Genomic DNA, 19,620 nt, shown 5'->3' on the forward strand with positions numbered 1-19,620 from the left:
ATCGGCGCGGCTCAGCGCGCGATCCCCAGCTTCGCCTTTGCCTCGTCGTATTCGCTTTTGAGACGCGCGACCAGTTGCGCGACCGAGGGCACGTCGTCCATCAGGCCCACACCCTGGCCCGCGCCCCAGATGTCCTTCCACGCCTTCGCCTTGTCGCCGCCGAAGTTCATCGCCGATTTGTCCGACTCGGGCAGCGCGTCCGGGTCAAGGCCAGCGTTGACGATGCTCTCGCGGATGTAGTTGCCATGCACGCCCGTGAAGAGGTTCGTATAGACGATGTCAGCGGCCTTGGCGCCCAGGATCGCGTGCTTGTAGCCCTCCACCGCATGCGCCTCCTGGGTGGCGATAAAGCGCGTGCCCATGTAGGCAAGATCGGCGCCCATCGCCTGGGCGGCGAGGATCGAGCCGCCGTTGGCAATCGCCCCCGACAGCACGATCGGCCCGTCGAAGATGCGCCGCACTTCGCCCACCAGCGCGAACGGCGAGGTCGTGCCCGCGTGGCCGCCCGCACCCGCCGCGACCAGAATCAGCCCGTCCACGCCCGCTTCGAGCGCCTTGCCCGCATGGCGCAGATTGATGACGTCGTGCAGCACGATGCCGCCGTAGCTGTGCACCGCGTCGAGCAGTTCCTTTGGCGGCGCGCGCAGGCTGGTGATGAAGATCGGCACGCGATGCTGCACGCACACGCGGATGTCGTGCTCCAGACGCGCGTTCGACTGATGCACGATCTGGTTCACGGCGATGGGCCCGATTACGGCCTGCGGATTCGCGGCCTTGTGCGCGGCCAGTTGCTCCTGGATCTGCGTGAGCCATTCGTCGAGCAGTTCGGCGGGGCGCGCGTTGAGCGCCGGGAACGAACCGACGATGCCCGCCTTGCACTGCGCGAGCACGAGTTCGGGATAGCTGACGATAAACATCGGCGAGGCGACGACGGGCAGGCTCAGATTCTGCAGGACGACGGGCAAGGCCATGGGGTGTCTCCTTCGGCGCGGGCGATTGAAATTCGCTTAAAAACGGTCGTTCGATTATAGGCACGGCGCATGAGCAGTGACGTCCGTCTGACATTCGAGGGAGTGCTCGGTTTCTAGCGCTATGGGCCCCAAACCACGGTTTGCGCGCGTGCACCCCTCATACAATGGCGGCAGACCAACAGGGACAAGAGAGAGACAAATCATGCCGTTCGAGGGATACACGCCTTTCACCGTCCGTACCGCGGACGGCGTCGAAATCAACGGGATGCGCGGCGGCGAAGGCCCGCCTCTACTGCTGCTGCACGGCCATCCGCAGACGCACATGATCTGGCATCGCTGCGCGGCGGAGCTGGCGAAGCACTTCACCGTGATCGCCACCGACCTGCGTGGCTACGGCGACTCGTCGAAACCGCCGAGCGACGCCACTCACGCCGCTTACTCGAAACGCACGATGGCCGCCGATCAGGTCGAAGTCATGCGCCACTTCGGCTTCGAGCGCTTTCTGGTCTGCGCCCACGATCGCGGCGCACGCGTGGCGCATCGCATGGCGCTCGATCACGCCGATGCCGTCGAACGGTTGATGCTGCTCGACATCGCGCCCACGCTCGCCATGTACGAGCAGACCGACCGCGAGTTCGCCACGCTGTATTTCCACTGGTTCCTGTTGATCCAGCCAGAACCGCTGCCCGAGGCGCTGATCGGCGCGAATCCCGATGTGTATATCGAGCGCGTGATGGGTAGCCGTCACGCCGGTCTCGCACCGTTCGCGCCGAAGGCGCTGGGCGCGTACCGCGCGGCGCTGCGCCAGCCAGGCGCCGTGCATGCGATGTGCGAGGACTACCGCGCGTCCGCGACTATCGACCTCGAACACGACCGCGCGGATATCGAACGCGGCCACAAGGTCGGCTGTCCGTTGCGCGTGCTGTGGGGCGAGCATGGCGTGATCCAGCGCTGCTTCGATCCGCTCGCCGAATGGCGTAAGGTCGCGCGCGACGTGAGTGGCCGCGCGCTGCCCTGCGGCCATTACATTCCCGAGGAAGCGAGCGAAGCGCTGGTCGCCGAAATGCTGGCGTTCTTCGAGGCCACCGAGCGCTGAGCCGGCGGCGTCAAGCGCGCTTCAGGCCAGCGGCGGCAGACGGCGCGGCACCGGCGTCGATTTGACGATAGCGGTGCTGGTCTCCGCGCGCTCGGTGACCTTGGTGAGAATCTCGTCGAGCTGTTCGATCGAATGCAGATAGAGGCGGGCGATGAAGCAGTCGTCGCCCGTCACCTTGTCGCATTCGATGAATTCGGGGATGCGGCGCAACATCTCCTCCACCAGATGCAACTGGCCCGGCAGCGGCTTCACCCGCACGATCGCCTGCAGCGTATAGCCGAGCGCACGCGGATCGATCCGCACCGTATAGCCGCCGATCACACCCTGCGCTTCCAGACGGCGCAATCTCTCCGTCGTGCTGGGCGCCGACAGCCCAACCTGGCGCGCCAGCTCGCTCACGCTCGTGCGCGCATCCTCCGCGAGCACGGCAAGCAACGCACGGTCGATGTCATCCAGCGGGGCGGCCGCGGGCGTGGTGGCTCCGTTTGTCCCATTCGAACGCTTGTTCATGATCTCGCTCATCTGTCAGGCATATCACCTTCAATTCTAAGGCGTGTGTAACTTTTCGCCTTGTTTTTGCCATGTATTCCGCGTCGGGCAGCCAGTAAACTGATCGGCAGATTCTTGACGAGGAAACACAACATGGCTTCCCCAGAAGTACGTCGCGGCGCGGCGGAGATGATCGTCGCGATGCTGATGTCCGGCACCATCGGCTGGCTCGTGGTCGCGTCGAAGCAACCGGCGCTCAACGTCGTATTCATGCGCTGCGTGCTGGGCGGCGCGACCCTCGCGCTGGTGTGCGCGGCGCTGGGCCTGTACCGGCGCGCGCTGCTGCCCTGGCGCACGCTCGGCCTCGCGCTGCTGGGGGCCGCGGCCATCGTGGCTAACTGGGTGTTGCTGTTCGCCGCGTATTCGCGCGCGTCGATTTCCATGGCCACTGCCGTCTACAACACCCAACCGTTCATGCTGGTGGGCCTGGGCGCGCTGCTGCTGCGCGAGCGCGTCAGCACGTCCACGGTCGTGTGGCTGGCGCTGGCGTTTGTCGGTCTGGTGGGCGTGGTCGAGGTGCCGCCCGCCGTGCTCGCGGTGCCGGGCGAATACCTCATGGGCGTGGCCTGCGCGGCGGGTGCGGCCTTCCTCTATGCGATTTCGGCGATCATCACGCGGCATCTGAAGGGCACGCCACCGCATCTGCTGGCGCTCGTGCAACTGGGCTTCGGCGCGTTCGCGCTGGCGCCGTTCGTGCACTACGGCACGCTGCCCGATACGCCGGTGCACTGGGCGCAGATCGTCACGCTCGGCATCGTGCATACGGGCGTGATGTACGTGCTGCTGTACGGCGCGATCCAGAAGCTGCCCACGGCGATGACTGGCGCGCTCTCGTTCATCTATCCGGTGATGGCGATCTTCGTCGACTGGTTTGCATTCGGGCAGCGCCTTGCGTGGATTCAGGTGGCGGGCGCGGCGCTCATCCTGCTGGCGGCGGCGGGCGTGAACCTGGGCTGGCGGATCGTGCCGCAGCGGGAGAAGGCACGCGCGGTTTGACGGCCGCTGCGCGTGGGACGGTGCGCCCAGGCGCGCCGTTCGGAGAGTGCCCGCATAATGTCGCGGTTCGCTTTTCCAACCGCTTTTGCGCACAACCGCCCACGCATGCCCACACCTGAAATCAGCCGCGACGAAGCCGACCTCAAGCGCGCCAAACGGCGCGCGCTGTTCCTGCTGATCGCGGCCGCCGTGGTGTTCGTCGTCACGGCGCTGTCGCCGCCCGGCGTGATCGTCGATGGCATCAAGGCCGTGAGCGAAGCCTCGATGGTGGGCGCACTGGCCGACTGGTTCGCCGTGGTCGCGCTGTTCCGGCGCGTGCCGATTCCCTTCATCGCCGCGCGCACGGGCGTGATTCCGCGCAACAAGGACCGCATCGCCGACGAACTCGCCGTGTTCGTGCAGGAGAAGTTCCTCGACGTCAATTCGCTCGTTGGCCTGATTCGCCGTCACGATCCGGTCGAGCGGCTGTCCGGCTGGCTCACCGCGCCGCACAACGCGCAGCGCCTGGGCGACTACGCCGTGCGGCTGATGTCGGGGCTGCTCGGCCTCACCGACGACACGCGCATTCAGGGCTTTATCCGCGACGCTTTGCACGCGGCGCTCGACAAGGTCGATCTTTCGAAGTCGGCGGGCGCGATCCTCGACACGCTCACGAAGGACGGCCGCCATCAGGAACTGCTCGACCGCATGCTCGATCAGCTTGCCCTGCTGCTGCGCGAGGAAAGTACGCGCACGTTCGTGGCCACGCGCATCGTCGACGGGCTCAAGGGCGAATTTCCGAAGACCGAGCGCTATCTGCCTTCCGAATGGCTCGGCGACAAAGGCGCGCGCGTGCTGGAGAGCGCCGTGAATCGTCTGCTGTTGCAGGTGAGCGAGGATCGCGAACATCATCTGCGGCAGAAGTTCGACGAGGTGATGCACAAGCTGATCGATCAGTTGAAAAGCGATCCCGCGTTTCTGCGCAAGGGCGAGGAGCTGAAGGCGAGCCTGCGCGCCGGCAGCGCGCTCAACGACTACACGCGCGAGCTATGGGGCAGCCTGCGTGCGTGGCTGCGCGACGACCTGGAGCGGCCCGATTCGACGCTGCACGCCAAAGTGGCCGCGACGGGGCAGTGGCTCGGTCAGGCGCTGGCCGCCGACGCCGATCTGCGCGCCTCGCTCAACGGTCATCTGGAAGACGCCGCCCGTGCGATGGCGCCCGAGTTTTCGCGCTATCTGACGCACCATATCCGCGACACGGTGCGCAACTGGGACACGCGCGAGACCGCGCGCCTGATCGAACTGAAGATTGGTAAGGACCTGCAAGAAATACGCGTGAACGGCACGGTGATTGGCGGCACGATCGGGCTGGGGCTGTATCTGTGCTCGCACCTGTTCGAGTGGTTGCGCCTGCAACTCGGCGGTTGATCCGTCATGTGACAGATTCATGAGTGCATCGCGCATAGATTCGGATCGCGAATCAATTCCAGTACGGATAAATGCCGATTCTGCGGGCCTTTTTCGGGCCGCGCATTGTTGCCAGTTCGTAGGGAAATCACCAATGCGACGCGCAATCGCGCGCGAGTATGATCGGCTCGAACGTTGATCACGTCAGAGCAAGATACTCTCGCTCGTCCTCCAAAGAGGCCGAGCGTTTTTTTTTGTAATACGCGCTTGCGGCGATATTCAGGCCGCGTTGGCAGGCGCTTCGATGCGGTCTTCGTGCAGCACTAGCGCGCCGCTCTTCGCCAGTTCGCCGGCCAGATCCCGCAGCAGCGCGGGCCACGCGCTCTCGGGTGCGAGTTGCCGCGCCGCTGCGTGCATGACGGCGGCATCGGCGAGCATTGCTTCCAGCGCCGCGAAACGCAGCGTGCGCACTTCCAGCAGCTTGAAGACGATCAGCACCTTGAGCGCATTTTTCGCGTTACGTGCGGGATCGGCGCGCAGCCAGGCCAGGCGTGAATACGCGCGTTCCAGCGCGGCACCCACGTTCGCGAACGGCGCGCCGTGGCCCGGAATCACAGTCGCCACATCCAGTTGAGCGATGGCGTCGAGCACGGCCTGTTGCTCCGCGAAACCGCTTTCTCCTTCGAGTTCTGGAAAGATCACGCCGAAGCCATGCTCCCAGAGCGCGTCGGCGCTGATGAGCACGCGCGGTTCGCTCGCGTAGAGCATCAGCGAATCGGGATCGTGACCGGGCGCGCCGATCACGTCCCAGTCGAAACCGCCCATCTTGAGGCGCATGCCCGGCGCGAGCGTGCCCGTGAACGTGAAGCGCTCACAGGTCTGGCCGGTCGCGTGAAAGGTGAGCCGCGCTTCGTCCCACTCGCGCACGGCCTGTTCGCTGGCGGCGGGAATCAGGGTTGCGCACGGCCACTGCGCCTGCAATTGCGCGTTGCCGCCGCAGTGATCCGAATGCAGGTGCGTATTGACGATGGTGTCGAGCGCGCGGCCCGCAAGCGCATGCCGCACGAGCGCGACCGTTTGCGCCGCGTGCGTGGCATAGCCCGTATCGACGAGTGCGGTACGGGCTGCGTCGATCAGCAGGATGTTGTTCGACGATAGCCAGCCGCGCTCGAATACGCGTATCGATGCGGGCAGTATGTTGTCGGCCACGTCGCTCATGATGCGACGTCCTCTGAGGCTTTCGGCATCACGAGTATCGTCGAGTGACCGACGATGAGCGTGTCGCCGTTCTGATTCTTCGCCGTGCCTTCCAGCTTCACCAGATCGCCGTTGAGGCTTGATTTCCAGTACGCATCCACGACGCGCCATTCGAACGTCAGCACGTCGTGTGCGTGTGCGGCGCGCTTGAGTTTCATGTCGAATTCGAGGCCGAGCGGCTGTGCGTACTGCGAGAAATGCGTCGCCAGCAAGGCCATGAAATGCGCGGTGGGCTGCGTGCCCGAGGCGATCAAACCGCCAAAGCGGCTCTGCGCGGCATAAGCGTCGTCATGATGCAGCGGGTTGAGATCGTTCACGAGCGTGGCGAACGATTTCACCGAATCGGGCGAGAGCGCGAGCGTCGCGCCAAACGTCTCGCCGATCTTCACCACGCGGGCGGGCGCGGTCACGGTGCGTCTCCCTTGTTCGTTGTGTTGGCAACGTTTGTAGAATCACGCTTCGCCAGCCACTGCGCGTGGCGGATCTCGATGACGTCCCACACCGCGCGCTTCTGCTCATCGTCGAGCGAGGACCACGATGCGATTTCGTCGATCGTGCGCAGACAGCCTTCGCACAGGCCGCTGGCCTCGCTCATGCGGCACACGTTGATGCAGGGAGACGGTGTGTTCATGCCGTGATTACACTTCGCGCAGCGCGACATCCACGACCGGCGCGCCGGTCATCGCCGCGAGTTCCTGCGGCGACAGATTGAACACGGCATGCGGATGACCCGCCGCCGCCCACAGGCTGTCGAGAGCGAACAGATCGGCGTCGATCAGCGTGACCGGGCGCGTGGCATGGCCGATCGGGCACACGCCGCCAATCGCATAGCCGGTCATCTCGCGCACGAACTTCGCATCGGCGCGGCCAATCTCGCCGACGTGCGCTTCGACTTTCTTTTCGTCCACGCGGTTTGCGCCGCTGGCGATCACCAGCACGGGCGCATCGTCCTTGCGGCGGCGAAACAGGATCGACTTGGCGATCTGCGCGACTTCGCAGCCGAGACCCGCAGCCGCTTCCGCCGAGGTCTTGCCGGTTTCGGGCAGCAGCACGACCGGCCTGGCATGACCGTGTTCGCGCAGCAACAGTGCGACGCGGCGCGCGGATTCGGGCAAGGCTTCGATACCGTCTTTTTCGGAGTTGATGAGGGTGTCTGTCATGGGGTTACGTTCCTTCGTACTACGGATCAAGCGCAAGCGGCGGCGCTTTGCTGTTTCGCGAGCAACGCCTTGCCCGCGCGCGAAACGTTGGCGCGGCCGATCGCGCGGGAAATGAAATCGCCGGCGGCGACCACCTGGTCGAGATCGACGCCCGTCTGAATGCCCAGGCCCTTCATCAGATACAGCACGTCTTCAGTCGCGACGTTGCCGGTCGCGCCCTTCGCATAGGGGCAGCCGCCCAGACCCGCCACCGAGGCGTGAAAGATCGCGATGCCTTCTTCGAGCGCCGCATAGATGTTCGCGAGCGCCTGGCCGTAGGTGTCGTGGAAGTGGCCCGACAGACGCTCGCGCGGGAACACCTTCGTGACGGCCTCGAACACTTCGTGCACGCGCTTCGCGGTGCCCACGCCGATGGTGTCGGCGATATCGATCTCGTCGCAGCCGAGCGCCGCGAAGCGCTGCACCACGTCCACCACCGATGCCACTTCCACCTCGCCCTGGTACGGGCAGCCGAACGAGCACGACACGCTGCCGCGAATGCGCACGCCGGCGGCTTTCGCCGCTTCGGCCACGGGCGCGAAACGGTCGATACTTTCGGCGATCGAGCAGTTGATGTTCTTCTGCGAGAACGCTTCGCTGGCGGCGCCGAAGATCACGATTTCATCGGCGCGCGCAGCGAGCGCGCCTTCGAATCCACGCAGATTCGGCGTGAGCGCCGAATAGATCGTGCCTGCGCGGCGCGCAATGCCGTCCATGACCTGGGCGCCGTCGGCCATCTGCGGAACCCACTTCGGCGAGACGAACGAGGCGGCTTCGATATTCGCGAAGCCGGCCTGCGTGAGGCGGTCGATCAGTTCGATCTTGACCTGCGTCGGCACGAATTCCTTTTCGTTTTGCAGGCCGTCGCGCGGGCCGACTTCAACGATCTTGACTGCGCCGGGAAGGATGTTTGCTGCCATGTCTGTCTCCTGACTTTATCTTTTCGTCACGCGAATCACATTCGAGATCTGCATTCGAGATTCGCGTTCAATATCCGCGTTTGATATGCACCACGCCGCTCACGGTTTCACCGCGCGCGAGCGCCTCGATCTTGTCTGCGATCTGCGAGACGGCTTCCTCGCGCAATGTGAGCGCCGAGCTATGCGGCGTGATCGTGATGCGCGACTCTTCCCAGAACGGATGGGTGGGCGGCAGCGGCTCGGTGCGGAACACGTCGAGCGTGGCGGCTGCGAGCGTGCCGTTCGCGAGCGCGTCGAGCAGGTCCTGTTCGACCAGATGCGTGCCGCGCGCAACGTTGACGACATACGCACCGCGCGCGAGCTTGTCGAAGGTGGCCGCATTCAGCACGTCTTCAGTATCGGGCGTGGCGGGCAGCAGATTCACCAGCACTTTCACATCGTCGAGAAAGGCGTCGAATTGCGCGCTGCGCAACTCGCCCGAGAATGTTTCGATACCGTCGATCGTTTTGGCGCTGCGCGAAAAACCCCTTACCGGCACGCCCAGCGACGCCACCGCGCGCGCAACCTGCGCGCCCAGCACGCCGAGTCCCAGCACGCCCACCGTAAAGGTTTCGAGCGGATGCGGCGCGAGCACATGCCATTCGCGGCGCGCCTGTTGCCGCGCGTAGTCGTCGAAGCGGCGCAGATAGCGCAAGACGGCATGTTGCACGTATTCGGCCATCTGCGGCGCCATGCCGGAGTCTTCCAGACGCACCAGCAGTGCGTCCTGCGGCAGTGTGCCGGGATGCTCGCGTTCCAGCGCGAGGATCGCATCGACGCCCGCGCCCAGGTTGAAGATCGCGCGCAGGCCACGGGGCGCGGCGAACATCTCGCGCGGCGGATGCCAGACGACGGCGAAATCGGCGGGGGCGGTGTCGCCGGGCTGCCATTCGCGCAGTTCGGCGTCGGGCAGGGCGCGCGTGAGGGCGGCGAGCCAGGCGGAAGCATCGGACTGCGGGAGCCAGAACAGAATCTTCATCGTGATACGTTTCCCTCGAAATCGCCGGGCGTGGCGGCAATATGACGACACAGCGGACGACACAGCAGTCGCCTTGACGTGCGAATAAAGTCTCCGGAATCGTCACATTCTACTTTTTCGTGCCCGAAGCCGCCGCGCTTTCTCCCGGCAAGCGCAATCCACGATGCTCCGCACTGCACCATTGGCGGCCCGCGAAAAGCTAAGCAAAAAAAATTGGTTCGGCGTAAGGGCGGCGCAGATCACAATCCCTCCACGATCCGTCGAAGCGAGGAAAAAATCATGCTTTCGTGCGCACAATCACGTTGGCCGCCGAGACTCGTCACCGTGCCGGGGCTGCATGGCAGCGACGGGGCGCATTGGCAAAGCTGGCTGGAGCGCCAGTTCGCGCGCTCGCTGCGTGTCGAACAGGACGACTGGGACGCGCCCGATCTGGCGGCGTGGAGCCGCGCGCTCGCGCAATTGCTCGCGCGCGAACGCGGGCCGTTTCTGCTTGCGGCGCACAGTTTTGGCTGCCTCGTCACGGCTTACGCGCTGCAGCAAGGCCTGCTCGCCGCCGACGTGGCGGGCGTGTTGTTCGTCGCACCTGCGAGCCCGGAGAAGTTTCGCTTCGCGGGACCATTCGAGGCGCGCCGCCTGAACGTGCCGTCGATCCTGATCGGCAGCGAAACGGACCCGTGGATGTCGCTCGACGGCGCGCAGCGTCTCGCGCAACAACTGGGCAGCGCCTTCGTGAATCTTGGCGATGCCGGGCATATCAACACGGCGGCGGGTTTCGGGCCCTGGCCGCGCGCAAAATATTTCGTCGATACGCTGGTGCATTGCGAGGCGCCGCGCCGCCTGCGCGACGAAGCAAGCGAGGGCATCGATCAAGCCGACGCAGGCGTCGCGCTCGCAATCGAGGCGCGGCTGAAATACGCCTGATTCTTGAGGTGCGTTCCGTGTTTCGCGCTCAGTGCGAGCGCGCGTTGCGCAGCAGACGTGCGGTATGCAGCGCGATCATCCCTTCTTCATCGGTACGCACCGCAAACACCGGCACACGGCTGTCGCGCGCCGACACGCGTTCCTTGTCAGCGCTTTTTCCACCTTCGTTGGCCGCCGTATCCAGCACCACGCCAAATAGCGGCGCCAGGCGCTCGCACACCTGCGCGCGAATCTGCGGCGCATGCTCGCCGATGCCAGCCGTGAACACCAGCGCATCCAGCCCGCCCAGCACCACGGCGAGCTTGCCGATTTCCTGCGCGATACGGTACGTGTAGAAGTCGATCGCGAGCTTCGCCTGCGCGCTGTCGCTGGCCAGCAGCTCGCGCATGTCGCTGCTCACGCCCGACAGACCCTTGAGGCCCGAGTCGTGATACAGCAGCTTCTGGATCTCGTCGTGGCTCATGCCGCGTTCCATCATCCACAGCACCGCGCCGGCATCGAGCGCGCCGCAACGCGTGCCCATCGGCAGGCCGTCGAGCGCGGTGAGGCCCATGGTGGTCTCCACGCTCTTGCCGTCCTTCATCGCGCACAGGCTCGCGCCGTTACCCAGATGCGCGACCACCACGCGCCCTTGCGCAATATCGGGCGCCACGGCGTGCAGATGATGCGCGATGTACTCGTACGAGAGACCGTGAAAGCCGTAACGGCGCACGCCTTCCTCGTAGTAGTGATAAGGCAGCGCGAAGAGCTGCGCCATGATGTCGTTGCCCGCGTGAAACGCCGTGTCGAAGCAGGCCACCTGCGGCAGTTCGGGCGCGGCGATGCGCACCGCGCGGATCGCCGCGAGATTGTGCGGCTGATGCAGCGGTGCAAGCTGCGTGAGCGCATCGAGTTCGGTGATGACCTGATCGTCGATGAGCGTGGCGTCCTTGAAGTGCGCGCCGCCGTGCACGACGCGATGGCCGATCGCGGCGGGCGGCGTATCGCGCAGACCCACGGCGAGAACGAGGCGCAGCAGACGGAACGCGGCGTCATGATCGGCGACCTGGGCGACCGGAAACTTCTGGTCGACGATCAGGCGGCCATCGGCCATATGCGCCTCCAGACGCGGCGCCACGCCAATGCCTTCGATCTGGCCGCCCGCGCCAAGAAACGCCCGCGCCCCCGCCGGTACAGCCGGATCGTCGATCACGCGATACACCGAGCATTTGATGCTCGACGACCCGGCGTTGACGACCAGTACGATCTGGCCTTCGCCGTTGTGATGAGTCGCATGCGGGTGTTCCACGCTCGTCTTGACGCTCATTTACAGCACCTCCGCGTTCTGGCGCGCGCGCCGCGCATGCGCGAGCAGCACCGCGATGGCACAACTGCCGATGCGCGAGCGCACGGTATCGGCGCGGCTCGTGAGGATGATGGGCACGCGCGCGCCCAGCACGATGCCGGCCGCGCCCGCACCTGCGAGAAAGGTCAACTGCTTGGCGAGCATATTGCCCGCTTCGAGGTCGGGCACGAGCAGGATGTCGGGGTCGCCCGCCACCGGCGAATGGATGCCCTTGATGCGCGCGGCTTCAGCGCTGATGGCGTTGTCGAAGGCCAGCGGCCCGTCGAGCAGGCCGCCTTCGATCTGGCCGCGATCGGCCATCTTGCACAGCGCGGCGGCGTCGATTGTCGAGGGCATCTTGTCGGAGACCGTTTCGACTGCCGCGAGGATGGCGACCTTCGGCGTGGAAATGCCCAGCGCCTGCAGCAAATCGATCGCGTTGCGCACGATATCGGCTTTATCCGCGAGCTTGGGGAAGATGTTGACGGCGGCGTCGGTGATGAAAAGCGGCTTGTGATACCTGGGCACGTCCATCGCGAACACATGCGAAAGGCGGCGCTCCGTGCGCAGGCCGTTGGAGCCGGACGCCACTTCGTGCAGCAGTTCGTCGGTGTGCAGGCTGCCCTTCATGAGCAGTTCGGCTTCGCCCGAGCGCACCGCGAGCACGGCGCGCGCAGCCGACGCGTGGCTGTGCGGCGCATCGACGATGGTGACGTTATCCAGCGAGAGATTCGCTTCCTGCGCGACCGAGCGGATCTTGGCTTCCGGGCCGACGAGAATCGGCGCGATCAGGCCCAGGTTGGCGGCGTCGATCGCGCCCGTGAGCGACGACACGTCGCAGGGATGGGCGACCGCCGTGGGCACGGGTGGAAGACCCGCGCAGCGCGCCAGCAGGATCGAATACTTGTCGGGCGTTTCGGTCATTTCAGGCTCCACGCAAAGCATGTTCGAACGCAAATTTGACGGACGGCCAGGCCCCGCGTGAGCGCACGCGAGACCGCACTTCGGCACGGTCATGCTGCGCCGCGCAAAGCGCAAGTAGTGTAGTCCAGCGCGATGCGCACAGCGCCGAAAGTGCACGGCGCAGCTTGTCTGCATGCGTGATGCATGATCGCTCCGCGGCCTTTGGCGACTGATGTTACAAAGCGCCGCACGCATCGCGCGATTTGTCACGCTGCATTCACAGCGCGGCGGGACTATGCAACGTTCATGACCCGGCAGCGCAATCCGGGTCGCCTTGACTTTCGCAGAGGCGCTGCCTAGATTGGACTTTTGCAGTGCAGCATGACTGCCGCGTGCGCTTGCCTGCGTTTTGCCTGGCAGTGCATCGCGCGCCCCGTTAAAGGAGATTCGTGTCGTGGCAGTTTCCGCCCTCTCGTCAGCTTCCTCGTCTGCAACTTCGCCCGCTTCGTCGGCAACCTCTGCCCCGGCCTCGCCGTTCTGGCCCCTCTGGCCGCTTTCATCTTTCCCCGCTTTCCAGACGCTCCCGCCATTCCAGCCCATCGCCGACGCCTTCGCCGAATCGGCTGAAGCCGCGCAGTCCGCGCTGAGCAACGTGCTGGGCAATGCGTGGCAGACAGCGATCGCGCAGGCCGCGGGACCGTTCAACGGCTTCGCGTTGACGCGCGAGCCCGCGGCTGCGGCCAGCCTTCCCGCGGCGCCGAAACTGCCCGCCGCCGCGCCCGCTGCGATCCAGCCGCTGTTCGACTATCTGTTCGATGCCTGGCAGCGCAGCGTGCTGTTCCTCGATGTGCTGCGCGAGCGCGGCAACCAGACCTATATCCACGAAAAAGCGGGCATGCCGCCGGTGCTCGCATTCGAGTACGACGTGATCGTCGATGGCCGCGAGCTTGACGATCCGTGCAATTACGCACTCCTGCGCATCAAGCCGGAAGAGGGCGCGCAGACCGATGCGCGCATGCGTCCGTTCGTGGTGATCGATCCGCGCGCGGGGCACGGCCCCGGCATCGCCGGCTTCAAGATGGACAGCGAAGTGGGCATCGCGCTGCGCAAGGGCCATCCCTGCTACTTCGTCACGTTCTTCCCGGTGCCGACCGACACGCAGACGATCGAATCGGTCGGCAAGGCCGAAGCCGTATTCCTGCGCAAAGTGCGCGAGCTACACGCCGACGCCGACGGTCTGCCCTTCGTGATCGGCAATTGCCAGGGCGGCTGGGCCGCGGCGCTGCTGGCCGCTTCCGCGCCTTCGCTGGTTGGCCCGCTGATGCTGGCAGGCTCGCCGCTGTCCTACTGGGCCGGCGTGCGCGGCAAGAACCCGATGCGCTATTCGGGCGGTCTGCTGGGCGGCTCGTGGGCTTCGTCGCTGGCCGCCGATCTGGGCGATGGCCACTTCGACGGCGCGTATCTGGTGCAGAACTTCGAGAACCTGAATCCGGCCAACACGTTCTGGGGCAAGCTCTACAACCTCTATGCGCACGTCGATACGGAGCGCGAGCGCTTTCTCGAATTCGAGCGCTGGTGGGGCGGTCATTTCCAGCTCAATCGCGCGGAAATCGACTGGATCGTGCAGAACCTGTTCGTCGGCAATCACCTCACCCGCAACGAGGTCTACGCGAAGAACGCGCGCTCGCCGGTGGACCTGCGCAACATCCGCACGCCGATCATCGTGCTGGCTTCGTGGGGCGACAACATCACGCCGCCGCAGCAGGCGCTCAACTGGATTCCCGATCTGTACGCGAGCGTCGACGAAATCGTCGCCAACGAACAGGTGATCGTTTATTGCCTGCACGACAAGGTGGGGCACCTGGGTATCTTCGTTTCGGCGAGTGTGGCGAATAAAGAGCACACCGAACTATTTTCGGCGCTCGATCTGATCGACGTGCTGCCGCCGGGACTCTACGAAGCGAAGATCACCGATTCCACGCCGGAAGCGGCGCGGCTCGACCCGATTGAAGGGCGCTACGAGATCCGCTTCGAGCGCCGCTCGATTGACGACATCCTCGCGCTCGACGATGGCCGCGACGACGAACAGCCGTTCGAAGTCGTGCGTCGTTTCGCTGAGAACAACCAGCGCCTTTACGATCTGTTCGTCTCGCCGGTCGTGCGAGGTTCGAGCAACGCGCTCACGGCGCATGTGCTGCGCGAGACGCATCCGGCACGTGTGGAGCGCAGCGTGTTTAGCGACGCGAATCCGGCGCTAGGCATGTTGCCCGCCGTCGCCGAGTCGGTGCGCGCGCATCGCTTGCCCGCCGCGCCGGACAATCCGTTCACGCTGATGGAAAAGCAGGTGTCGGCGAGCATCGAAGGCGCGTGGGACGCGTATCGCGATGCGCGCGACGCGTGGGTCGAACGCACCTTCTACAGCCTCTACACGGCGCCGTGGGTGCAGGCGTGGGTGGGTGTCGCGCCCAATTCGCCGCTCGATCCGATCGCGCCGCCGCTCTCGGCGCTGCGCAAGGAACTCGCGCAGACGCGTCTGCGCGCGGCGCGCGCGCATCTGAAGGACGGTTCGCTGCTCGATGCGTTCATGCGCATCCTGGCGTATCTCGCCGACGAAATGCACGTCGTGCAGTACCGCCCGTTCCAGCGCATGCGTGAACTGGGCCGCGAGTATCTGGGCGAGAAGCAGCCGACCATCGCCGAACTCAAGGAAGCGGCGCGCCGCCAGGGCGCGATTGTGCAGCTCGATGCGAAAGCCGCGATCGACGCTCTGCCCGATCTCGTGCCGGACGCGCGCACGCGCCGCACGCTGCTTGCCGTGGTGTATCAGGTGGCCACTGCGTATGAGCCGCTCGAAGGCGAACGCGCGGATCGCTTCGCCGAAGTGCAGCGCGTGCTGGGCGTCGAGCCTGGCAGCGAGAAGGAAGCGCTGCCTCCGCCGCCCGGAAGCAGCGGTGCGGGCAATGCAGGGGGCGCAGGTGGCAAGGCCGGCGGCGAAGGCGGCAAGCCGGACGCCGGTCCGCAAACGGCTTCTGCGGGCGTGCAGGGCGCTGCGTCGGCTTCCGTGCCCGAGGCGGCTGCAACGCCCGCTGATGCGCCTGCCGAGCCATCGCGCACTCGTGCAGAGGCTGCGAAGGCCACTGCCGCTGAAAAGCCGGCACCCGCGGCGGTGGACAAGCCCAAACGCGCGGCACGTCCCGCCTCGAAAGTAAAAGCGGCGGCTGCGGCGGCAGCGCACGCGGTGGCAGCACCGGAACCGAAAGCGCCCGCAACGAAGGCATCCGCCGCACGCGGCGCGCGCGCGAGCAGCGCGCCGTCTGCCACGCGCGCATCCCGCCCTGCGGCGGCGCGTCGCCGGGCCACTCGCGCGGGCGAGTAAGCAGAACGACGCTGTATGGCGCGAGGCGGCTCAAGCATGCGAGCCGCCTCGCGTTTTCATTTTGTTGTTAGCGCAACCATCATCGTCAACGAGGTATGCCATGCAGACTTCTTCCGACCGTCCGCTCGCCGGCATGCGCGCGCTCGTGACCGGCGTGGCAAACGCCGAATCGATCGCTTACGGCTGCGCGCGTGCGTTCGCCGAACTGGGCGCGGAACTCGCACTCACCTATCTCAACGACAAGGCAAAGCCCTACGTCGAACCGCTCGCCAAGGAACTCGGCGCAACCCTGCTGTTGCCGCTGAACGTCGAAGACGATGGGCAACTCGACGCCGTGTTCGATGCCATACGCGAGCAATGGGGCACGCTCGACATCATGCTGCACTCGATTGCTTACGCGCCAAAAGCCGATCTTCAAGGCGGGTTGCTGGACTCTTCCGCACAGGGTTTTGCCTATGCGATGGACGTGTCGTGTCACTCATTTATTCGGATGGCTAAGCGATCCGTACCGTTGATGAAAAACGGCGGGACGTTGTTCGCGATGAGCTATGACGGCGCGAATCGCGTCGTGCCGAGCTACAACCTGATGGGACCGGTAAAGGCGGCGCTGGAAGCCTCGTGCCGCTATCTGGCCTATGAACTCGGGCCGCGCGGCATCCGCGTGCATGCGGTGTCGCCGGGGCCACTCAAGACGCGCGCTGCGTCAGGTTTGCCCGATTTCGACCGCATGCTGGCCGATGCCGTCGAGCGCGCGCCGCTGGGCGAACTGGTCGACATCATGGACGTCGGCTACGCGACCGCGTACCTGGCGACGCGCTACGCACGCCGCCTGACTGGCAATACGGTCTATGTCGACGGCGGCGCGCATATCATGGCTTGATGCGCATGGCCTGATGCGCCCCGACGCATTGATTGCTTACCAGCGGCGATAGCCGTAGTCGTCATGACGATCGCCCCAGCGGCGATCGCCTCCCCAACGATGGTCGTCCCAATGGCGCTCGCGCCATTGATGCTCGTGCCAGCGGCGCGCTTCCCAGCGTCGATCGTCGTGCCAGCCCACATAAGTCGGGCCATAGGCCGGGGCTGCGTAGACCGGCGCAGGCGCGCCGACGGCGACACCCACTGACACTCCCGCGCTTGCTGTTTGCGAAATGGCGAGAATCGTTGCGCCCGCAACCACTGCGGCGATGAGCTTCTTGTTCATTCGGGGCCTCCTGGCGTTCGATGAATGGACGACTCCAATCTAGCCTGCGGCCCGGAGCTTTAAATTACGAATCTGCAACAACGATCTCGATTTGAAGCAATTCAGTAAGGGATCGATGATGACGTTCAAGCCAGGTGAATTCAGAAAAATCCCGTAATCATGGGGGTTTCAGGAGAAAATTCTGAAAATAATATTGCTTTTGATGTGATGCAATTTTTTGCTCAATATCCGCGCGCGTTACGTTCTGCTTTCGTGCAGAAAACGCAATAGTCTGTAAATAGGTGTAATAAGCCGCGCGTCATATGTAACCTATGTAACGGTCAAAGAACCTAGACTCGCGCTTTACTGTGGCGTAAGGCAGCCAGCCTCGCGCCCTTGCAAGGCAGAGCAATGATCATCGAAGGCAACGCCCTCCGTTCGTCGCCCACCCGCGCCGAAACGAAACAGGTTGCGCGAGCAACTATTTCGCCGGTCCGGCGTGCCGGCAACACATTCTTCAAACTGCTTTACCGCTATACGCACACGCGCGCGTGGCGACATAACGAGCGCCTCGCACATAACGTCACGCTCGAGCGCGACGAAGCGGGGCGGCTTGCGGGTATGCGCATTCGCGGAAAGCGTCTTGCGGCCGTGAATCAACTGCCGCAAATGCCGGGCACGCCGCCGCAAATCGGCGATGCATTGCGCGAATGCCATCTGATTGCCGCCGGCCCCTCCGTCAATACCATTGATTACCGCGCGCTGCCGATGCAGCAAGTACTCGGCGTAAACGGTGCAATTGCGCTGGCCGCAAAACAGGGCGTGCGCTTTGACTACTACTGCATCGTCGATACGGGCTTTGTGCGCAATCGGCCCGATCTGGTCGAGCGCGTGATCGCCGAGCCGCTCACGCTGTTTGCTACGCCGATCGTGCTGTGGCATATCGCCGAGCGCTTCGGCATCGAGCGCATTCGCTGTCGTGTGTTCATCCTCGACGACATGCTGTTCCCCGCCGGGCGCCGTGCGTCGGGGCAACGCGAATTGCGCACGCTTGAGGACACCCACGCGCTCGCGCTATTCGATGCGCCGCAGCCGCTAGGCTTCAGTCTCGACTTGCGGCGCGGTGTTTTCGATGGGCGCACCGTCGCTTATACGGGACTCCAGGTGCTCGCGGCGCTGGGTTTCAAGCGGCTCTATCTGCATGGCGTCGATATGAGCGCGGCAAAGTGCACGCCGCGTTTCTACGAATCGGCGCAGCAGATGCAGCCAAGTTATCTCGACGAAAACTTCGCGGACTTTATCGAGCCGTCGTTTCGCCATGCTGCCGCGTTGCTTGCGCGGCGCGGCATCGAAGTGCGCAATCTGTCGCTGGAAAGTGCGCTTGGCGAGGATATTTTCCCGAAGCTGCGCTGGCAGTCGCTCACGCGCGACGCGACCGGCGCGAAGGTCCGCGCAAGCGTGCGCGAGCCCGCACGCGAATCCGCGCTGGCGTTTGCCTGAGCGCCGTGCGCGTCGTCCATATTTCGAATACGCCGGTGGCGGGCAGCCCCGGCAATATCGTCGCCGCGCTCAACCGGCATACTGACATTGAAGCGCGGCACGTCGTGTTCAATGCACAGGCTTATGGCGCCCGCACTTTTGCCGTCGATATCGACTGGCGCACGCAGCGCGAAGAAGCGCTGGCCGTCATCGGTTTCGCGGACGTCATTCATCTGCATCAGCACTTTTCTGTCGACGAAACCTTTGGCGCCGATGTCGCGCGCCTTATCGGCACGCCCAGGCTGATTCGCCAGTATCACTCCGCGCCGGCGCTGTGGGCGAAACACGATCGCGAACTGCTCACGCGCATCGTCACCGATCCCGTGCCGCAACTCGTGATCGCGCAGGGGCCCGAGCGTTACTACCCGCTTGCGCGCGTGGTGCCCAATCTCGTGCCGATTCACGACGAGCGCTACCAGAGCGCCCCCGAGGCCGACGATGGTCTGCCCATCGTCGTCTACGCGCCAAGTGGCCGCGCTAGCGCCTGGAAGACGCGCTGGGAGACCAAGGGCGCGCCGCAGACGCTCGCGCTGCTGCGCCGCCTGGAGCGCAGGGGACTGTGCCGCGTGCGCACGATCATGAACACGCCGCACGACGAGTGTCTGCGTTTAAAGCAGCGCGCGGCGCTGGCTGTCGACGAATGTGTGACGGGCAACTATCACCTGAGCGGCCTCGAATCGCTGGCGCAGGGCAAGCCGGTGATCGGTCATCTCGATGCACGTGTGCAGTCGCAATTGCGCGCGCTCACGGGCGCCGTGGAACTGCCGTGGCTGGATGTGAGGCTGGAAGACGCCGAGCCGGTTCTGCGCGCGCTGCTGGCCGATAAACGGCTGCGCGAGGAAATCGGTCAGGCGTCGCGGCGCTGGATGGAGACGTACTACGACGATGCCACGCTCGTCGAGCATTACCGGCGCGCGTATTTCGATCTCTTCGAAGCGCCTGATAGCTTCGGCGTGCCGCGTTTTCGTTCGCACGCGGAGCA

The 19,620-nt window shown here is 64.9% G+C and carries 19 protein-coding genes; 8 read left to right on the top strand and 11 right to left on the bottom strand.

All coding sequences use genetic code 11. The annotated features are described in order from the left end of the window. Nucleotides 1-11: 11 nt before the first annotated feature. Nucleotides 12-971, bottom strand: a complete 960-nt coding sequence (locus tag VG320_RS05130) for a nitronate monooxygenase family protein (RefSeq protein WP_327199062.1) — start codon at nt 969-971, stop codon at nt 12-14. A 202-nt stretch (nt 972-1,173) separates the two neighbouring features. On the opposite strand from VG320_RS05130, the gene VG320_RS05135 reads away from it, so the two are divergent. After that, complete coding sequence (locus VG320_RS05135; protein ID WP_327199063.1) at nt 1,174-2,067, top strand: alpha/beta hydrolase; 894 nt, start codon at nt 1,174-1,176, stop codon at nt 2,065-2,067. 21 nt (nt 2,068-2,088) lie between these two features. Here VG320_RS05135 and VG320_RS05140 read toward each other — a convergent pair whose 3' ends face one another. Further along, nucleotides 2,089-2,577, bottom strand: a complete 489-nt coding sequence (locus VG320_RS05140; protein ID WP_327199064.1) for an Lrp/AsnC family transcriptional regulator — start codon at nt 2,575-2,577, stop codon at nt 2,089-2,091. Between the two features lie 132 nt (nt 2,578-2,709). Between VG320_RS05140 and VG320_RS05145 the strand changes: the two genes are divergently transcribed. Together VG320_RS05145 and VG320_RS05150 are read left to right on the top strand one after the other, a co-directional pair. Next, nucleotides 2,710-3,612, top strand: coding sequence for a DMT family transporter (locus VG320_RS05145; protein ID WP_327199065.1), 903 nt, complete (start codon nt 2,710-2,712; stop codon nt 3,610-3,612). A 105-nt stretch (nt 3,613-3,717) separates the two neighbouring features. After that, the gene (locus VG320_RS05150; protein WP_327199066.1) at nt 3,718-5,019 is read left to right on the top strand and encodes a DUF445 domain-containing protein; all 1,302 of its coding nucleotides are present in this window, start codon (nt 3,718-3,720) and stop codon (nt 5,017-5,019) included. A 258-nt stretch (nt 5,020-5,277) separates the two neighbouring features. Here VG320_RS05150 and VG320_RS05155 read toward each other — a convergent pair whose 3' ends face one another. The 6 genes from VG320_RS05155 to VG320_RS05180 all read right to left on the bottom strand — a co-directional run bounded on the left by VG320_RS05155 (nt 5,278) and on the right by VG320_RS05180 (nt 9,392). Further along, the gene (locus tag VG320_RS05155) at nt 5,278-6,216 is read right to left on the bottom strand and encodes an MBL fold metallo-hydrolase (protein ID WP_327199067.1); all 939 of its coding nucleotides are present in this window, start codon (nt 6,214-6,216) and stop codon (nt 5,278-5,280) included. Further along, nucleotides 6,213-6,665 carry a MaoC family dehydratase gene (locus tag VG320_RS05160; RefSeq protein WP_327199068.1) on the bottom strand — a complete coding sequence of 151 codons (453 nt, stop codon included), beginning with the start codon at nt 6,663-6,665 and terminating at the stop codon, nt 6,213-6,215. Before VG320_RS05160 ends, VG320_RS05155 begins: the two co-directional genes overlap by 4 nt. Beyond that, nucleotides 6,662-6,916 carry a DUF1289 domain-containing protein gene (locus VG320_RS05165; RefSeq protein ID WP_327199069.1) on the bottom strand — a complete coding sequence of 85 codons (255 nt, stop codon included), beginning with the start codon at nt 6,914-6,916 and terminating at the stop codon, nt 6,662-6,664. The genes VG320_RS05160 and VG320_RS05165 overlap by 4 nt, the downstream gene beginning before the upstream one ends. Continuing rightward, entirely contained in the window at nt 6,894-7,415 is a 522-nt protein-coding gene (locus VG320_RS05170) for a YbaK/EbsC family protein (protein WP_327199070.1), read from the bottom strand. The genes VG320_RS05165 and VG320_RS05170 overlap by 23 nt, the downstream gene beginning before the upstream one ends. Nucleotides 7,416-7,441: 26 nt before the next feature. Continuing rightward, the gene (locus VG320_RS05175; protein WP_327199071.1) at nt 7,442-8,374 is read right to left on the bottom strand and encodes a hydroxymethylglutaryl-CoA lyase; all 933 of its coding nucleotides are present in this window, start codon (nt 8,372-8,374) and stop codon (nt 7,442-7,444) included. 67 nt (nt 8,375-8,441) lie between these two features. Further along, nucleotides 8,442-9,392 carry a glyoxylate/hydroxypyruvate reductase A gene (locus VG320_RS05180; protein WP_327199072.1) on the bottom strand — a complete coding sequence of 317 codons (951 nt, stop codon included), beginning with the start codon at nt 9,390-9,392 and terminating at the stop codon, nt 8,442-8,444. 279 nt (nt 9,393-9,671) lie between these two features. Here VG320_RS05180 and VG320_RS05185 point away from each other — a divergent pair, with 279 nt between their 5' ends. Then, nucleotides 9,672-10,313: an alpha/beta hydrolase gene (locus VG320_RS05185; protein WP_327199073.1), complete on the top strand. Its 642-nt coding sequence runs from the start codon at nt 9,672-9,674 to the stop codon at nt 10,311-10,313. A gap of 28 nt (nt 10,314-10,341) precedes the next feature. Here VG320_RS05185 and VG320_RS05190 read toward each other — a convergent pair whose 3' ends face one another. Together VG320_RS05190 and VG320_RS05195 are read right to left on the bottom strand one after the other, a co-directional pair. Next, on the bottom strand, nt 10,342-11,619 hold the full coding sequence (locus tag VG320_RS05190; RefSeq protein WP_327199074.1) for an acetate/propionate family kinase: 1,278 nt from the start codon (nt 11,617-11,619) through the stop codon (nt 10,342-10,344). Next, the gene (locus VG320_RS05195; RefSeq protein WP_327199075.1) at nt 11,620-12,561 is read right to left on the bottom strand and encodes a bifunctional enoyl-CoA hydratase/phosphate acetyltransferase; all 942 of its coding nucleotides are present in this window, start codon (nt 12,559-12,561) and stop codon (nt 11,620-11,622) included. Between the two features lie 433 nt (nt 12,562-12,994). On the opposite strand from VG320_RS05195, the gene VG320_RS05200 reads away from it, so the two are divergent. Together VG320_RS05200 and fabI are read left to right on the top strand one after the other, a co-directional pair. Then, nucleotides 12,995-15,916: a DUF3141 domain-containing protein gene (locus tag VG320_RS05200; RefSeq protein WP_327199076.1), complete on the top strand. Its 2,922-nt coding sequence runs from the start codon at nt 12,995-12,997 to the stop codon at nt 15,914-15,916. Nucleotides 15,917-16,016: 100 nt separating this feature from the next. Further along, nucleotides 16,017-16,796: an enoyl-ACP reductase FabI gene (gene fabI / locus VG320_RS05205; RefSeq protein WP_327199077.1), complete on the top strand. Its 780-nt coding sequence runs from the start codon at nt 16,017-16,019 to the stop codon at nt 16,794-16,796. 36 nt (nt 16,797-16,832) lie between these two features. On the opposite strand, the gene VG320_RS05210 is transcribed toward fabI, so the two are convergent. After that, nucleotides 16,833-17,120, bottom strand: coding sequence for a hypothetical protein (locus VG320_RS05210; RefSeq protein ID WP_327199078.1), 288 nt, complete (start codon nt 17,118-17,120; stop codon nt 16,833-16,835). Between the two features lie 390 nt (nt 17,121-17,510). Between VG320_RS05210 and VG320_RS05215 the strand changes: the two genes are divergently transcribed. Together VG320_RS05215 and VG320_RS05220 are read left to right on the top strand one after the other, a co-directional pair. Continuing rightward, the gene (locus tag VG320_RS05215; protein WP_327199079.1) at nt 17,511-18,599 is read left to right on the top strand and encodes a hypothetical protein; all 1,089 of its coding nucleotides are present in this window, start codon (nt 17,511-17,513) and stop codon (nt 18,597-18,599) included. Nucleotides 18,600-18,604: 5 nt separating this feature from the next. Next, a partial coding sequence (locus VG320_RS05220) for a hypothetical protein (protein ID WP_327199080.1) occupies nt 18,605-19,620 on the top strand: 1,016 nt, incomplete at its 3' end.

This window comes from Paraburkholderia sp. (assembly GCF_035948235.1).
Taxonomy (GTDB): domain Bacteria; phylum Pseudomonadota; class Gammaproteobacteria; order Burkholderiales; family Burkholderiaceae; genus Paraburkholderia.

Excerpts from the sequence above, each read along its gene's own strand:
- VG320_RS05130 (WP_327199062.1), bottom strand. The coding sequence starts at position 971 with ATGGCCTTGCCCGTCGTCCTGCAGAATCTGAGCCTGCCCGTCGTCGCC.
- VG320_RS05135 (WP_327199063.1), top strand. The coding sequence starts at position 1,174 with ATGCCGTTCGAGGGATACACGCCTTTCACCGTCCGTACCGCGGACGGC.
- VG320_RS05140 (WP_327199064.1), bottom strand. The coding sequence starts at position 2,577 with ATGAACAAGCGTTCGAATGGGACAAACGGAGCCACCACGCCCGCGGCC.
- VG320_RS05145 (WP_327199065.1), top strand. The coding sequence starts at position 2,710 with ATGGCTTCCCCAGAAGTACGTCGCGGCGCGGCGGAGATGATCGTCGCG.
- VG320_RS05150 (WP_327199066.1), top strand. The coding sequence starts at position 3,718 with ATGCCCACACCTGAAATCAGCCGCGACGAAGCCGACCTCAAGCGCGCC.
- VG320_RS05155 (WP_327199067.1), bottom strand. The coding sequence starts at position 6,216 with ATGAGCGACGTGGCCGACAACATACTGCCCGCATCGATACGCGTATTC.
- VG320_RS05165 (WP_327199069.1), bottom strand. The coding sequence starts at position 6,916 with ATGTCGCGCTGCGCGAAGTGTAATCACGGCATGAACACACCGTCTCCC.
- VG320_RS05170 (WP_327199070.1), bottom strand. The coding sequence starts at position 7,415 with ATGACAGACACCCTCATCAACTCCGAAAAAGACGGTATCGAAGCCTTG.
- VG320_RS05175 (WP_327199071.1), bottom strand. The coding sequence starts at position 8,374 with ATGGCAGCAAACATCCTTCCCGGCGCAGTCAAGATCGTTGAAGTCGGC.
- VG320_RS05180 (WP_327199072.1), bottom strand. The coding sequence starts at position 9,392 with ATGAAGATTCTGTTCTGGCTCCCGCAGTCCGATGCTTCCGCCTGGCTC.
- VG320_RS05185 (WP_327199073.1), top strand. The coding sequence starts at position 9,672 with ATGCTTTCGTGCGCACAATCACGTTGGCCGCCGAGACTCGTCACCGTG.
- VG320_RS05190 (WP_327199074.1), bottom strand. The coding sequence starts at position 11,619 with ATGAGCGTCAAGACGAGCGTGGAACACCCGCATGCGACTCATCACAAC.
- VG320_RS05195 (WP_327199075.1), bottom strand. The coding sequence starts at position 12,561 with ATGACCGAAACGCCCGACAAGTATTCGATCCTGCTGGCGCGCTGCGCG.
- fabI (WP_327199077.1), top strand. The coding sequence starts at position 16,017 with ATGCAGACTTCTTCCGACCGTCCGCTCGCCGGCATGCGCGCGCTCGTG.
- VG320_RS05210 (WP_327199078.1), bottom strand. The coding sequence starts at position 17,120 with ATGAACAAGAAGCTCATCGCCGCAGTGGTTGCGGGCGCAACGATTCTC.
- VG320_RS05215 (WP_327199079.1), top strand. The coding sequence starts at position 17,511 with ATGATCATCGAAGGCAACGCCCTCCGTTCGTCGCCCACCCGCGCCGAA.